This window comes from Comamonas sp. BIGb0124, from assembly GCF_003752175.1.
Taxonomy (GTDB): domain Bacteria; phylum Pseudomonadota; class Gammaproteobacteria; order Burkholderiales; family Burkholderiaceae_C; genus Comamonas_F.
In genome coordinates, this window is record NZ_RJVF01000014.1 from 201,880 (window position 1) to 216,755 (window position 14,876).

11 protein-coding genes and 1 tRNA gene are annotated in these 14,876 nt (G+C 67.9%); 7 read left to right on the forward strand and 5 right to left on the reverse strand.

The features are described 5' to 3' along the window. Window positions 1-3 precede the first annotated feature (3 nt). From EC845_RS18880 to EC845_RS18905, 6 genes are all read left to right on the forward strand, one after another. Window positions 4-2,403: a TonB-dependent hemoglobin/transferrin/lactoferrin family receptor gene (locus EC845_RS18880; protein ID WP_123299690.1), complete on the forward strand. Its 2,400-nt coding sequence runs from the start codon at window positions 4-6 to the stop codon at window positions 2,401-2,403. A 76-nt stretch (window positions 2,404-2,479) separates the two neighbouring features. After that, the gene (locus EC845_RS18885) at window positions 2,480-2,992 is read left to right on the forward strand and encodes an EF-hand domain-containing protein (protein WP_123299691.1); all 513 of its coding nucleotides are present in this window, start codon (window positions 2,480-2,482) and stop codon (window positions 2,990-2,992) included. Beyond that, window positions 2,992-3,549 (forward strand): DUF2271 domain-containing protein, encoded by a 558-nt coding sequence (locus tag EC845_RS18890; RefSeq protein ID WP_123299692.1) that lies wholly within the window; start codon window positions 2,992-2,994, stop codon window positions 3,547-3,549. Before EC845_RS18885 ends, EC845_RS18890 begins: the two co-directional genes overlap by 1 nt. 19 nt (window positions 3,550-3,568) lie before the next feature. Then, window positions 3,569-4,180 (forward strand): PepSY-associated TM helix domain-containing protein, encoded by a 612-nt coding sequence (locus EC845_RS18895; RefSeq protein WP_123299693.1) that lies wholly within the window; start codon window positions 3,569-3,571, stop codon window positions 4,178-4,180. A 59-nt stretch (window positions 4,181-4,239) separates the two neighbouring features. Continuing rightward, a complete protein-coding gene (locus tag EC845_RS18900; protein ID WP_123299846.1) occupies window positions 4,240-5,268 on the forward strand; it encodes an FAD:protein FMN transferase in 1,029 nt (342 codons plus the stop codon). After that, window positions 5,265-6,785 carry a sulfite reductase subunit alpha gene (locus EC845_RS18905; RefSeq protein ID WP_123299694.1) on the forward strand — a complete coding sequence of 507 codons (1,521 nt, stop codon included), beginning with the start codon at window positions 5,265-5,267 and terminating at the stop codon, window positions 6,783-6,785. Before EC845_RS18900 ends, EC845_RS18905 begins: the two co-directional genes overlap by 4 nt. Before the next feature lie 67 nt (window positions 6,786-6,852). On the opposite strand, the gene EC845_RS18910 is transcribed toward EC845_RS18905, so the two are convergent. The 5 genes from EC845_RS18910 to prfB all read right to left on the reverse strand — a co-directional run bounded on the left by EC845_RS18910 (window position 6,853) and on the right by prfB (window position 12,583). Next, window positions 6,853-6,928: transfer RNA gene (locus EC845_RS18910), tRNA-Thr, on the reverse strand. A 74-nt stretch (window positions 6,929-7,002) separates the two neighbouring features. Then, window positions 7,003-8,025 (reverse strand): class 1 fructose-bisphosphatase, encoded by a 1,023-nt coding sequence (locus EC845_RS18915; RefSeq protein WP_123299695.1) that lies wholly within the window; start codon window positions 8,023-8,025, stop codon window positions 7,003-7,005. A gap of 30 nt (window positions 8,026-8,055) precedes the next feature. Beyond that, entirely contained in the window at window positions 8,056-10,785 is a 2,730-nt protein-coding gene (gene pepN, locus EC845_RS18920) for an aminopeptidase N (protein WP_123299696.1), read from the reverse strand. Continuing rightward, complete coding sequence (locus EC845_RS18925; protein ID WP_123299697.1) at window positions 10,775-11,479, reverse strand: HAD family phosphatase; 705 nt, start codon at window positions 11,477-11,479, stop codon at window positions 10,775-10,777. The genes pepN and EC845_RS18925 overlap by 11 nt, the downstream gene beginning before the upstream one ends. Then, window positions 11,479-12,583 (reverse strand): peptide chain release factor 2 gene (gene prfB, locus EC845_RS18930; RefSeq protein ID WP_123299698.1). Its coding sequence is split into 2 segments (ribosomal slippage): window positions 11,479-12,501 and window positions 12,503-12,583, totalling 1,104 coding nucleotides; the frame shifts between segments, so codons are not numbered across the junction. The genes EC845_RS18925 and prfB overlap by 1 nt, the downstream gene beginning before the upstream one ends. Before the next feature lie 236 nt (window positions 12,584-12,819). On the opposite strand from prfB, the gene EC845_RS18935 reads away from it, so the two are divergent. Continuing rightward, complete coding sequence (locus tag EC845_RS18935) at window positions 12,820-14,823, forward strand: M66 family metalloprotease (RefSeq protein ID WP_123299699.1); 2,004 nt, start codon at window positions 12,820-12,822, stop codon at window positions 14,821-14,823. Window positions 14,824-14,876: the final 53 nt, after the last annotated feature.

Consider the following 14,876-nt stretch of genomic DNA (forward strand, 5'->3'; position numbering starts at 1 on the left):
CCTATGGTTTGCCCCGAATCGACGCCGGTTGTGGCGTTTTCCTCTTCTGCAGCGTCCGAACTGCGCCCCCGCCGCCGCCTGGTGGTCCTCGCCGTGCAGGGCGCCTTGCTGGCGATGGCTGCACCCGCCCTGCATGCCCAGACCGCCGTGTCCCCACCGAACGAGGCCGCGAGCGTGCGGACCTTGCCGGTGGTGGAAGTGAAGGCCGAGCGCGAACAACAGGCGCAGCACACCCCCGGCGCCACCACCACGCTGACGCTGGAAGACCTCGAGAAGCCCGGCATCAACAGCATGGCCGACGTGGTGCGTTACCAGCCGCTGGTATCCGCCCCTGGCGTGGCCACGGGCGCTTCGCGCAACAAGAGCAGCTTCGACCGGGGCGGCACGACCGGCTACAACATCCGCGGCATCGAGGGCAACCGCATCGGGCTGGACATCGACGGCATCGAACTGCCCGATGCCACCACACGCCCCTATGTCAGCCGGGTGGGCAGCAACACCTTTGGTGTGGGCCGCGACTTCATCGACCCCGAGATGTTCTCGGGTGTCGACATCCAGTCGGGCACGACCTCGTCGCGGCGCTCGGCCGGCGGCATCGGCGGCGCGGTGGGTTTCAAGACCAAGTCGCCCGAGAACTACCTCACGCCGACCAAGTCCAGCTACTTCGGCGGCAAGCTCGGCTACGATTCCGCCGACCGGTCGTGGAACGAAAGCGTGACCGCAGCCGGACGCAGCGGTGCGCTCAGCGGCCTGATCGCCTATTCGCGCCGCGACGGTCATGCGTTGCGCAACAACAGCGACACCATCGACAGCTACCCCGACAACTGGCATTCCGACGCGCTGCTGCTCAAGGGCGGCCTGCAACTGTCGTCCGAACACAAGCTGGGTCTGTCGGCCGATCTGTATCGCCGCAAGAACAACACGGTGTTCGATGCCTGGGACAGCAACGGTGCCGCCATCACCGAAAACTCGCGCCAGCACAGCGACACGGCGCGCAACACGCTGCAGTTCAGCCACCTGTGGACGCCCAGCGCCGGCTGGCTCGACCAGCTCGACACCCGGGTGTTTTTCCAGGACACCGATACCCGCGACGCCACCGACACCACCTCGCTCGCCGGCGGCAGCGTGACTAACAACCTGTCGCAGAACAAGACGCGGACCTGGGGCTTTTCCAGCACGGCCGAAAAACGCTTCGACAACCACCGCGTGAGCGTGGGCGTCAACGCATCGACGCAGAAAATCGACCGGCCGTGGAGCGTGTCGGGCTACATGAAACCCCAGCCCGACACCACCAACAACCGCTTCGGCCTGTTTGTCGAGGACGAGATCACCTTCAATGCGGGCGGCAGGCGCCTGGCCCTCATCCCCGGCCTGAGAGTCGACCGCTACGAGATCAAGGCCCGCGACCTGGACAACTTCGTCAGCGGCGTGCTGACGCAGGCCGATGTGGAAAAACTGTATGGCAACGTGCCGACGCGCAACGTCGTCAGCCCCAGCCTGAGCCTGGTCTACGACATCCAGCCCAAGCTGAGTGCCTATGTGCAGTACAAGCGCAGCGGCCGCGTGCCGACGGCCGGCGAGATCTTCGGCTCGTGGAACATGGCCAGCAACTACAACACAGGCAATCAGTACGCGCTGACCGGCAACCGCGACCTGCAGGACGAGACGGCACAGTCCATCGACATCGGCCTGAAGGGCCAGCCCACGCCAGGCGTGCAGATGAGTGCCTCGGCCTTCTACACGCACTACAAGGACTTCATCGCCTACACCCGCTACACCCGGGCCAGTGCCCCGGATCTCTTTACCAACGTGCCCGCACACATCGGGACCATCTACCAGGCTGAAAACCGCGACAAGGCCCACATCTACGGCTTCGAAGTCAGCACCCGCCTGGACCACGGCCAGTGGGCGCCGGCCGTGCGCGGCCTCTACAGCACCTGGGCACTGGGCTACAGCAAGGGCAGTTCCAAGTCGCGCTACGACGGCGACACCGATACCGACCTCGACAGCGTGCTGCCCAGGAAGGCCATCGTCGGCATCGGTTTCGACGCCCCGCAGAAGCGTTGGGGTGCCGGCCTGACCGGGACTTTTGTGAAGAGCAAGCGGGCCATCGCCACCAACCGCAACAGCTACGCCAACGGCGGCACAGCCATCACCGAGTCGACCACCACGCTGTTCACGGTGCCCGGCAACGCGGTGTTCGACCTGGGCGGCTACTGGCAGATCAGCAAGAACGTGCGTCTGAGCGGCGGCATCGCCAACATCACCGACAAGCGTTACTGGGACTACGCCAGCGCCCGCAACCTGCAGGTGTCGCCGGCCTCGGCGCGCGACGCGCGCGACATCGAACTGCTGACCAACCCGGGCCGCACCTACAGCCTGGCCCTGTCCGTGGCGTACTGATCCCCCTCGACGGGCGCACGCCAGGTGGTGGCGGCGCCCTGAATCTTTTTCCCCACTCGAAAACCAGGAGAACTCCATGCGTGCAGCGATCCGGCCCCTGGCGGCCCTCATTCCCTTGCTCCTCGTCGGCTGTGCCGCAACCCAGTCGCCCTCGGCGGCAACCGGCCAGCCGCCGCGTCCGGCAGGCGGCCATGGCCAGAAGGCTTTCATCGGCAGTTTCGACGGCAATCGCGACGGCGTGGTCACGCGTGCCGAATACGATGCCATCCGCAAGCAGCGTTTCGACAGCGCCGACAAGAACGGCGACGGTTTCCTGAGCGAAGAGGAATACGTGGCCGAGTACGAGCTGCGCCTCAAGCAGCAGTACCTGGCCGATGGCCGCGAGCCCGATGCGGCCTACGCAGGCAACATCAAGCAGGCGCACGTGCGTTTTGCCTTGCTCGACCGCGACCGCGACGGCCGTCTGTCGCGTGAAGAAGACCTGGCCATTGCCGACAAGACCTTCAAGGCGCAGGACACCAACGGCGATGGCGTGGTCTCGGCCGCCGATCCGCAGAAAGCCCCCGCCGGCGACGGCGCCACGCCCTGATGGGGACCCCGACCGATACCCGTCCACCGACGGCATGGGTCGGTGCCGCGCTGGCGCTCGGACTGGCCTGCGGGCCGGCCGCCGCAGCCGGCCTGAGCCTGGACGTGACCTTGCCCGAGGTGCAGACGGGCCCGGTGCACCGGCCCTATCTGGCGGCCTGGGTCGAACGTCCGGCGGACCAGTCCGTGGCCGGCACGCTGGCCGTGTGGTACGACCAGCGCCTGCGCGACAACCTCGGCACCACCTGGCTGCGCAATCTGCGCACCTGGTGGCGCAAGGCCGGCGAGACGCTGGTCCTGCCGGCCGATGGCGTCAGCGGTCCGACACGGCCGTCGGGGCGTCACACCCTGCGTTTCGGCCCCGATCATCCGGTCCTCGCCGGGCTGCCTGCGGGCGAGTACAACCTGGTGGTCGAAGTCGCCCGCGAGCAAGGCGGACGCGAGCTGCTGCGCGCGCCTTTCCAGTGGCAGGGGGCCGCGGCCGGCGCGGCTGCGGCACAGGCCCATGTCAATGGAACCAGCGAAATCGCCGCCATCCAGGTCGGCGCCGGCCGCTGATGAAGAAGGGCGTCTGGCGATGAACGGCACGCGTGCGTTCTGGCTGCGGCAACTGCACACCTGGCACTGGGTTTCGGCCGCCGTCAGCCTGCTGGGCATGCTGCTGTTCGCGGCCACCGGCCTGACGCTCAACAACGCTGCCTGGTTCAAGACCCAGGCCGTGACGCAGGAGCTTGAACTCGCCCTGCCGCCCCCGCTGCGGCAGGCCTTGTCCGAACTGCCCCGCGAGGGCCGCATCGCCGTGCCGCCCGCCCTGGCCGGCTGGGCCGCACGACAGTTCGGCATCGAGCTGGCCGGCCGTGAAACCGAGGTCAGCGCCGACGAGCTCTACATCGCTCTGCCGGGGCCGGGCCACGACAGCTGGCTGGCCATCGACCGGGCCGAGGGATGGGCCGTCTACCGCCAGACCCGCATGGGCTGGCTGGCTTTTCTCAACGACTTGCACAAGGGCCGCCATGCGGGCGTGGCATGGTCATGGTTCATCGACGTGATGGCCGTGGCCTGCATCGTTTTTTCGCTCACCGGACTGGGTCTGCTTTACCTGCATGGCCGCGGCCGCCCCATGACCTGGCCGCTGGCCAGCCTGGGCCTGGTGGTGCCGCTGGTGCTGGTGCTGCTGTTCATCCACTGACCGACTTGTCCACAGGCCGGCCAGTCCGGATGCCTGTGGATAGCCTCCGATTGGCCCGCATGTCTCTTCCGCCCCGCAACCGTGTCCTGATCCCGCCCACGCCCCACGCGCCCGAACTGCCGCTGGGCCGCACCGTGCTGGCGCTCTCGGGCCGCAGCATGGGCATGGCCTGGAACGCCCGCCTTGCGGTGTCGCAGGCGACGAGCGAGGCCGCGCTGCGAACGGCCATCGAAGACGAGCTGTCGTATACCGCCGCGTTGTTCAGCCATTGGGAGTCCGGCAGCGAACTCTCGCGGTTCAACCGTTCCGCACCGGGCCCTTGGCCGTGCTCCGACGATTTCTGGCATCTGATCCAGGACGGCCTGGCGCTGGCGCAGGATAGCGGCGGTGCCGTCGACCCGACGCTGGGCCGGCTGGTTCAGGCCTGGGGGTTCGGACCTTCGGCCAGCCGCCACGCACCCGCCGCGGCCCGTGTGCCCGAACCGCAGGTGCTCGCTGCAGCCTTGCAGGCCAGCGGCTGGACGCATCTGCAGACCGACCCCGCGCGCCGTGCCCTGCTGCAGCCCGGGGGGCTGTGGCTCGATCTCGGCGGTCTCGCCAAAGGCTGGGCCGTCGACCGGATCTCGCAGCGCCTGGCCGACGAAGGCGCCGCGTCGCACCTGTTCGAGCTCGGCGGCGAGTGCCGCGCCCGGGGCGTCAGGCCCGATGGCCAGCCCTGGTGGGTGGAACTCGAGAATCCGCCCGGTGCAGCCCTGCCGCGCACCCTGGTGGCATTGCTGGATCTGGCGCTGGCGACCTCGGGAGACTACCGCCAGTGTTTTGAACACGGGGGGCGGCACTACAGCCACACCCTCGACGGCCGGACCGGCCAGCCTGCGGACCACGGATGGGCCTGTGTGTCCGTGCTGCACGAACGGGCCCTCATGGCCGATGCCTATGCCACGGCTCTGGGTGTCATGGGTGTCGCGGACGGTCTGTCGTGGGCCAACCACCGTCGTGTCGCGGCCCGCCTGGTCCAGCGTACCCCGTCGGGTTGGATCGAGCATGTGTCCGAGGCCCTGGCCGCCATGCTGGAGGAGACGGCATGAACACCGATCCGCTGCGCCTGTTGGCCGCCATGGCGCTGGGGCTGGCCTGGGTGGGCTGGACCGCATGGGTCTGGTGGCGCAACCGGGCGGTGCAGCCCGATGCGATGGAAGAGCGCGCAGGGGCGGCTGAACGTCCGTCGACCGTGCTGATGCCGTATGCCAGCCAGACCGGCCTGGCGGCTGCGCTGGCGCACGAGGCCGCAGCCCGCCTGCGTGCGGCCGGGATGGCGGTCACGGTGCTGCCTTTGTCTGCCGTGGATACGGCACGCCTTCGTGCCACGTCCTTCTTGCTGATCGTGGCCAGCACCATCGGCGAAGGCGACCCGCCGGACAACGCGGCGGCGTTTGTGGCCCGGACGCTGCCCGCCGTGCCCGGCCTTTCGCTGACCGGTCTGCGTTACGGCGTGCTGGCGCTGGGCGATCGCCACTACCGTCGTTTCTGTGGCTTCGGCCGCGCGCTCGATCAGGCGCTGGCCGCATCCGGCGCGCAGCGGCTGTTTGACCGCATCGATGTCGACCAGGGCGATCCGCAAGCCCTGGCGGCCTGGCGCCGCGCCCTGGACAGGCTGGCCCCCGGCCGCCTTGCGCCGCCGGAGTCCGAGTCCGAGTCCGAGCCGTCGATCGTCCGCTGGCAACTGGCTGCGCGCACCCATCTCAATCCGGGCAGCCCCGGCGAGCCGCTCTACCACCTCGTGTTCGAACCGCTGGGCCCCACGCCGGCCTGGCGGGCGGGGGACATCGCCCGGATCGTCCTGGAAGAGACCGAACCCGACGCCCCCGCTCAGGACTTGGTCGACGCCCACACCGCAGGTCCGAGCGGCGCGACCGGTCCGCAGGTCTGGCCCGCAGCCGGGTCGGTGCGGCCTGCGGGGGATGTCCTCGCCGGCGCAGGCGAGGTGCGCGACTATTCGCTGGCCAGTCTGCCAAGCGATGGTCGCGCCGAATTGCTCGTTCGCCTGCATCGCCGGTCCGACGGTGGTCTGGGCCGCGGTTCGGGTTGGTTGACCCGGCAACTGCCCCTGGGCGCTTCGATCCGCCTGGACGTGCGCGCCAACCCGGCTTGCCATGTTCCCGAAGCCCGGCTACCGCTCATCCTCGTCGGCAGCGGCTCGGGCCTGGCCGGATTGAGGGCCCAGCTCAAGGCGCGTGGCGAGACTCTGGGTCGCCAACCTTCCGCCTGCGGCCCTGCGTGGCTGTTGTTCGGCGAGCGCTCGCCCGCGCACGACCGCCCGTTCGCAGACGAGATCGACGCCTGGCTGGCGCAAGGCGTGCTGCAGCGTGCCGATCACGCCTATTCGCGGCCTGCCGACGGCCGGCCGGGCCGCCATGTGCAGTCGCTGCTCGTGCAGCATGCCGCCGAACTGCGAGACTGGCTCGACGCCGGCGCGCTGCTGTACGTCTGCGGCAGCCGCCAGCGGCTGGGCGAGGGGGTCGAGCAGGCCCTGCTGCAACTGCTGGGCGACGAGGCCGTGCTGGCGCTGCGCGAGGCGGGGCGGTATCGGCGGGACGTGTACTGAGGAGACCCAACCCGTTCGCCCATGAAAAAAGCCCGCTATCGGTGAGATAGCAGGCTTTGTTCTGATTTGGTGCCGGAGAAAGGAGTCGAACCCTCGACCTTCTCATTACGAATGAGCTGCTCTACCAACTGAGCTACACCGGCGAAGCCGCCTATTATAGCGTGTGTTTGCGCGCGGGCTCAAGACCCGCGCGTCGGCCGCTCATGCACGCATCCGCTCAGGGCTTCGGCGCGGCGGCTTCGGCGTAGTACTGCTGCACACGCTCGACTTCGTTGCGCGCGCCGAGCACCACGCTCACCCGTTCGTGCAGCTTGCTGGGCTTGACGTCGAGGATCGGTTCGCGGCCCGTGCTCACGGCGCCGCCCGCCTGCTCGACCAGCCAGCCCATCGGGTTGGCTTCATACAGCAGGCGCAGCTTGCCGGGCTTGTTGGGTTCACGCTTGTCCCAGGGATACAGGAACACGCCGCCACGGGTCAGGATGCGGTGCACGTCGGCCACCATCGAGGCCACCCAGCGCATGTTGAAATCCTTGCCGCGCGGGCCTTCCTTGCCTTGCAGCAGTTCGCCGATGTAACGCTGGATGCTCGGATCCCAGTGACGCTGGTTGCTCATGTTGATGGCGAACTCCTGCGTGTCCGCAGGGATCTTCACATCTTCGGAAACCAGCACGAACGAGCCCTGTTCGCGGTCGAGCGTGAACATCGCCACGCCATCGCCCACCGTCAGCACCAGCGTGGTCTGCGGGCCGTACACGCAGTAGCCTGCGGCCACCTGCTCGTGGCCGGATTGCAGGAAATCCTGCTCCGACACGCCGGGGTGTTCGCCGGGCTTCTTGAGCACGCTGAAGATGGTGCCGATGCTGACGTTGATGTCGATGTTGGACGAGCCGTCGAGGGGATCGAACAACAGCAGGTATTCGCCTTGCGGGTAGCGGTTGGGCACCACGTAGATGCTGTCCATTTCCTCGCTGGCCATGGCCGCGAGGTGACCGCCCCATTCGTTGGCCTCGATCAGCACGTCGTTGGCGATGACGTCGAGCTTTTTCTGCACTTCGCCCTGCACGTTTTCACTGCCGGCGGTGCCGAGCACATCGCCCAGCGCGCCTTTGTTGACGGCAAAGCTGATGCGTTTGCAGGCCCGGGCCACCACTTCGATGAGCAGGCGCAACTGGGCCGGAATGTGGCCGTCGACACGCTGTTTCTCGACGAGATAGCGGGTAAGGGAGATACGAGATGACACGATGGAACTCTCCTAGATAAAAAAACCGGATCAGGCGGCCAGTGCGCGCGAGATCACCTCGCGCACGTCGTTGCTGAGATCGGCCTTGGCGGCCACGCGCCGCAGCGCTTCTTCCGCGGCATGGCGGTAGGGCTCGGCCAGCTTCTTCCAGCGGTCGAGCGCACGCGCCAGGCGGGCCGCGACCTGCGGGTTGATGGCATCCAGGGCGATGACCTGTTCGCTCCAGAACACATAACCCGCGGCATCGCTGCGGTGGAAGGCGCCGGGGTTGGCACTGCAGTAGCTGAAGATCAGGCTGCGTGCGCGGTTGGGGTTCTTCAGGCTGAAGTCGGCATGCTTCATCAACTGTCGCACCTGGGGCAGCACCTGGCCCTGGCGGTCCACCGCGCCGCCCTGCAGCGCAAACCATTTGTCGATGACCAGCGCCTCATGGCGGAACAGGGCATGGAAGCGCTGCAGCGCCGGCTGCGCCAGCTCGTGGCCGGCACCCAGCAACGCCAGCAGGGCGTTCTGGCGGTCGGTCATGTTGCCTGCATCCTTGAAGCGCTGGTAGGCGCGGCCCGGCCACACGGCATCGCCGGTGCGGCGCGCGGCCAGCACCAGCATGCCGAGCGCCAGTCCCGCCAGCGCACGGCGGCCCGAGGACACCGGGTCGGGGCTGTAGCCGCCGTTGTCGTGATGCGCCTCGTAGGCGTGCAGCCAGTCGTCGTACAGCGCATGGGCCAGTTGTTCGCGCAGCGATTCGCGCACCGCGTGGATGCGCTGCGGGTCGACCACGTCCAGCTGTTCGGCGATGTAGTTCTCGGACGGCAGCGTGAGCGCCAGCTCCTTGAAGGCCGCGTCCAGCGTGGCGTCGCGCAGCAACTGGCGCAGCGCATCGATGTAGGCGGCGTCGAGCAGCACCTGGCCGTCGGCCGAGGCGGCGGCCGGCTCCTGGGCGATGCCGGCCAGGATGCGGCGCAGCGACAGGCGCTGGCCCGCTTCCCACCGGTTGAACGGATCGCTGTCGTGACGCAGGCGCACCAGCAACTGATCGTCGCTGTCGTCCGCCTCGAGCACCACGGGGGCGCTGAACTGGCGCAGAACCGACGGTACCGGCTGTTCGGTCACGCCGCCGTAGGTCACGGTGGTGCGGGCCTGCGTCAGCACCAGCGTCTGCTCGGTGCCGCTGGCCGCAGCCACCGGCACCGCATCGCCCGACTGCTGCAGCGGCAGGGCGCGGCCGTCGGCCGCCAGCAGTCCCAGCGTCACCGGGACCACCATCGCCGACTTGCCGCTCTGGCCGGGCGTGTCGGGCACGGTCTGCGTGAAGGTCAGGCTGAAGGTCTGGGCCTGCGCGTCGTAGGCGGTTTCGACGCGCAGACGCGGCGTTCCGGCCTGGCTGTACCACAGCTTGAACTGCGGCAACTGGCGTGCCAGTTCGCTCTCGGGATTGGCATCGGCGATGGCCTGCGCAAAATCGTCGCAGGTCACGGCCTGGCCGTCGAAGCGTTCGAAATACAGCGTGATGCCCTTCTGGAAGCCTTCGCGGCCCACCAGCGTCTGCATCATGCGCACCACCTCGGCCCCTTTTTCGTAGATGGTGACGGTGTAGAAGTTGTTGATCTCGATGTAGCTGTCCGGCCGCACCGGGTGGGCCATCGGGCCCGCGTCTTCGGGGAATTGCGCGGTGCGCAGCACCCGCACGTCCTCGATGCGCTTGACCGCCCGCGCGCTCGCGCTGCCGGCCAGGTCCATGCTGAACTCCTGGTCGCGGAACACCGTCAACCCTTCCTTCAGGCTGAGCTGGAACCAGTCGCGGCAGGTGACGCGGTTGCCACTCCAGTTGTGGAAGTACTCGTGGCCGACCACGCTCTCGATGTTGGCGAAATCGACATCGGTCGCGGTGGCAGGATTGGCCAGCACGTACTTGGTGTTGAAGATGTTCAGGCCCTTGTTCTCCATCGCGCCCATGTTGAAGTCGCCCACGGCGACGATCATGAAACGCTCGAGATCGAGCGGCAGCCCGAAGCGGGCCTCGTCCCACAGCACCGAATACACCAGCGACGTCATCGCGTGCTCGGTCTTGTCGAGGTCGCCGGGGCGCACGTAGACCTGCAGCAGATGCTCCTGGCCGGCGCGCGAGGTGATGCGCTGCTCGCGGGCCACCAGTTGGCCCGCCACCAGCGCAAACAGGTAGCAGGGCTTCTTGTGCGGGTCGACCCACTTGGCGAAATGCCGGCCCTCGTTGCCCGTGCCCTGCAGGTCGCCGCTGTCGACCCGATTGCCGTTGGACAGCAGCACCGGGTAACGCGCCTTGTCGGCACGCAACGTCACCGTGTAGCTCGCCATGACGTCCGGGCGATCCAGGAAATACGTGATGCGGCGGAAACCCTCGGCCTCGCATTGCGTGAAGAACGCGTCCTGGCTCACGTACAGGCCCATGAGCTTGGTGTTCTTGGCCGGGCAGCAGGTGGTGAAGATCTCGAGATCGAAGCTGCCTTCTGCCGGCAGGTTGTCGAGCACCAGCTGCTTGCCTTCCATGCGGAAGGAGGCCGACTGTCCGTTCACCAGCACACGCGCCAGGTTCAGCTCCTCGCCGTCGAGCTTGAGCGGCTGGGCCGGCACATCCGCATTGCGGCGCAGCGTCATGCGGTTGACCACGCGGGTCTTGGCCGGGTCCAGGTCGAAGGTCAGGTCGACCGTGTCGATCCAGTAGGGCGTCGCGCTGTAGTCCTCGCGCAGGATGGTGAGGGGCTGTCCCAGGTCGTCACGCAACATCGAGTTTCTCCAGGAATAGGTTGGCGATCAGTTCGCGGTAGTCGGCGATGGCGGCGCGCACATGCGGGCCGGCCAGTTCTTGCGCAGTATGCGTGGTGCAGACCGCAACGGCCTGCATGCCGGCACGGCGCGCGGCCTCGATGCCGTAGGGCGCGTCCTCGAACACCAGGCAGTGCGCGGGCTCCACGCCCAGGCGTTGCGCCACCGCCAGGAAGATGGCGGGATCGGGTTTGCCGGGAAGGCCCTCGTCCCCGCCCACCACGGCTTGCGGTGCCGGGTCGAGCGCCAGTTGCTCGAGCGCAAAGGCCAGGTTGTGGCGATCGCTGGCCGAGCCCACGCCGATGCGCAGGCCGCGTGCAGCCGCCTGGGCGGCAAACGCAGCCACGCCGGGCACGGGCCGGAAGTCCGCCGCGAACAGTTCGCGGTACAGCGCTTCCTTTTCATTGTTCAGCGGCAGCGCATCGGCATCCGAGAACTCGCGCCCGAACATCGCGCTCACGCACTCCCGGCCGTTGCGGCCGTTGATGCGGGCCAGGAACGCGACCGGATCTTCGATGCGCAGGCCGTGGCGCTGCGCGAAGACCTGCCAGGCCTGCAGATGGGCCGGCAGCGAATCGATCAGGGTGCCGTCCATGTCGAAGACGATGGCGTGGACGGCGGGAAACACGGTTTGAACGGGCTGCTGCTGATCCATCACACGCCTTGCTTGAGCGAGGCTTCGATGAAAGCGTCGAGATCGCCGTCGAGCACCTTCTGCGTGTTCGAGATTTCCACGTTGGTGCGCAGATCCTTGATGCGGCTGTTGTCGAGCACGTAGCTGCGGATCTGGTGGCCCCAGCCGACGTCGGTCTTGGAGTCCTCGAGCTTCTGCTGCTCTTCCATGCGCTTGCGCATCTCGAAGTCGTACAGGCGCGAGCGCAGGCGCTGCCAGGCGACGTCGCGGTTGCTGTGCTGGCTGCGGCCGTCCTGGCACTGCACCACGATGCCGGTGGGAATGTGGGTCAGCCGCACGGCCGAGTCCGTCTTGTTGATGTGCTGGCCGCCCGCGCCCGAGGCCCGGAAGGTGTCGGTGCGCACATCCGACGGGTTGATCTCGATCTCGATCGTGTCGTCGATATCGGGGTAGACGAACACGCTGGCAAAGCTGGTGTGACGTCCGCCCGACGAATCGAACGGCGACTTGCGCACCAGGCGGTGCACACCGGTTTCCGTGCGCAGCAGGCCAAAGGCGTATTCGCCCTCGATCTTGATGGTCGCGCTCTTGATGCCGGCCACGTCGCCCGGGGTCTCGTCCTCGACCGTCGCCTTGAAGCCCTTGCGTTCGGCGTACTTCAGGTACTGGCGCAGCAGCATGCTGGCCCAGTCGCAGGCCTCGGTGCCGCCGGCGCCGGCCTGGATGTCCAGGAACGTGCTCATCGGATCGGCCGGCTGGTTGAACATGCGGCGGAATTCGAGCTTCTCGACCTCGGCCTCGAGCTTCGCGGCCTCGTCGCGGATGGTGAGCAGGCCAGCCTCGTCGTTGTCCTCGCGGCTCATCTCGTACAACTCTTCGTTGTCGGCGAGTTCACGCGTCAGGTCGTCGAGCACCAGCACGATGCTTTCCAGCGCCTTCTTTTCCTTGCCCAGTTCCTGGGCACGCTTGGGGTCGTTCCAGACCGCGGGGTCTTCCAGCGCGGCGTTGACGTCTTCTAGTTTGCGAGCCTTCTGATCGTAGTCAAAGATACCCCCGTAGCTCGGCGGTGCGAGCCTGGAGGTCTTCGAGCTTGGCGCCGATCTGGTTGATGTGTTCTGCGTCCATGGTGTGTTCCTGCTGGTATCGGGTGGCCGCGTGCGGACGCGGCCACGTAGTAAGGGGTCAGGCGCCGGGCCTGCGCAAACGGTTATTTTCCCACGCCGAGCCGATGTCACGGCGGGCGGGCGACATTTCGTCGTTCCGCAGGCTGAAAACAAAATCTGAAACTCTCTGATTTTTAATACTAATGATTTAATACCAAGGTACTCTCTGAGCCCTTCGAAACATCAGAGAGTCGTTCCATGTCCGCCAGTCCTGTGCGCTCGTCGCGTCGAGCGTTGTTGTTGTCCGTGGCCCTGTTGCTGAGTGCCTGTGGGGGAGGGGGCGGCGACACCGCGCCGCCGGCCGGCGCCGGAGGATCGTCCACCCCGGACGGACCCTCCGCACAAGTGCCGGTCACGGGCCGCGGACCCGTCGCCAACGAGCCGGCCCGGGAGCGCCTGAACGTGCTGGCCCTGCAATTGGCGCAGACCCATGTGCTGCCCGAGTCCGGCCGGCGCTGGGAGGGGCAGGCCGCCCCCATCGGCGACGAGGAACTGCATCTGATCGGCAACCGTTCCGCGCTGGCCCTGGTGCGCCTGGCGGCTGCCGGCGACATCGTCGGCCCGGCCATCGAGGGCTGGCTGGGCGACCGCCGGCTGGGCAGCCTGCCGCTCGCCGACCCGACGCAACTGCCGCCGACCGAAGACGGCGGCAGCGCCTACGGACCCGACTGGTACAGCGCCACGCTGCCGGCCGCATGGCTGCGGCGCGGCCTGGAACTGCGGGTGGTGGCGGACGGCCTGGCCAGCGAATGGCGCAGTCCCGCCGTGGGGGCCGACACCACGCTCGATTGGCGCATCCTGCCCTTCTACCTGTTCGGCGCCGACGAATCCAATAGCGGGATCGCGCTCGACGCCATCGGGACGCCGGCGGCCGCGCTGCGCGAGGAAATGGCGCTCAAGATGCCGGTCGCCGCACTGGCCGTGGGTCCGCACGCGGCCGGCCAGGCGGCGTGGCCCACCCTGGTGGTCTCTCCGCGCGACGATGCCGCCGGCACCGCGCAGCCGGCCTACGTGCTGTCGAACAGCAGCCAGCAGAAAGAAGGCTATGCGGCCATGAGTTCGGTGCTCGCCGTGCTCAACCGCCTGCGCCAGGCCAATGGCGACGAGCCGCTGGCCGTGCAGTACTACGCACCCTTGGTCATGCTCGATGCGAACGGCCGTTATGCCAGTCCCCGGGGCGGCCTCGGGCTGATCGGCGGCGCCACGGCCACGGGCGACCACCTCTTCGGCGGCATCTTCCTGCACGAACAGGGGCATGGCCTGGGTCTGCCCCACCAGGGCGAGGCCTACGACAACGGCCGCTTCCCCTATGACTGGGGCAGCCTCGACGGTTCGGTCTGGGGCTACGACGCCGGTCGCCGCGAATTCCTTCCTCCCTACATGCCCGGAAGCTCGTCGCGGTATGTGCGCTGTGCCCAGCAGGCATTCGCCGGTCGGATCCGACCGCTCGACCGTTCCGGCCGTTGCATCAAGCAGGACCCGATGCAGAGCGGTGCCGGCGACCAGGCCCAGGGCTACGCCTATGCCACGTTTTCCGATTTCAGCACGGCCATGATGCAGCGCCATCTCGAGGGCCGCACCGTGCTGCAGGCCGATGGCAGTCATGCCTATTCGGGCGGCAAACTGGTCGCCGATGCCGCCTTCGCCGGCGGCTATCGGCGCTGGGATGCGATCGACGGCACCTGGGTCGGTGTCGCGCCCGAAACTCAGAAGAACGGCCTCAATGGCCTGGACGGGGGCTTGCCTGCCGAAACCAACGTGCCGGTGCACGCGATCGCCCTGACCATGAGCTACGCCGGAACGGCCGGCGCCACCCAGATCTACCCGCCGCTGAGCTTCCAAGGTCACCTGCGGCGCACCATCGACCCGGCGCTGGCCGCCGACCGTGCCGCCATCGCACCGGGCGATACGGCCTATGGGCAGTACTGCCTGTCGGGCGGCTGCGACTACACCGTGCGGGTGACTTATGCCGATGGCAGCCAGCACCGGGCGCTGTTGCAGGGCGGTTTCCGCCCTGCGCGCCAGCCCTCGGGTGCCCCGCCTGCCAGCGCCGGCGATCCGCTCGATGGCAACAGTTTCCGTACCTGGGCCGTGAACGTTCCGGGCCGCAAGCCGCTGGCGCGCATCGAGCTGCTGGCGACGCCCAAGGCCTGGGAAGGACTGCCCGATGCGCCGGTGGTGCTGGCCGAGCGCAGGCTCTGAGCCCGTTCGCCAGGACCGGGAGGCAGGTAGAGGGCAGGGGCGCTGGCCGGGTT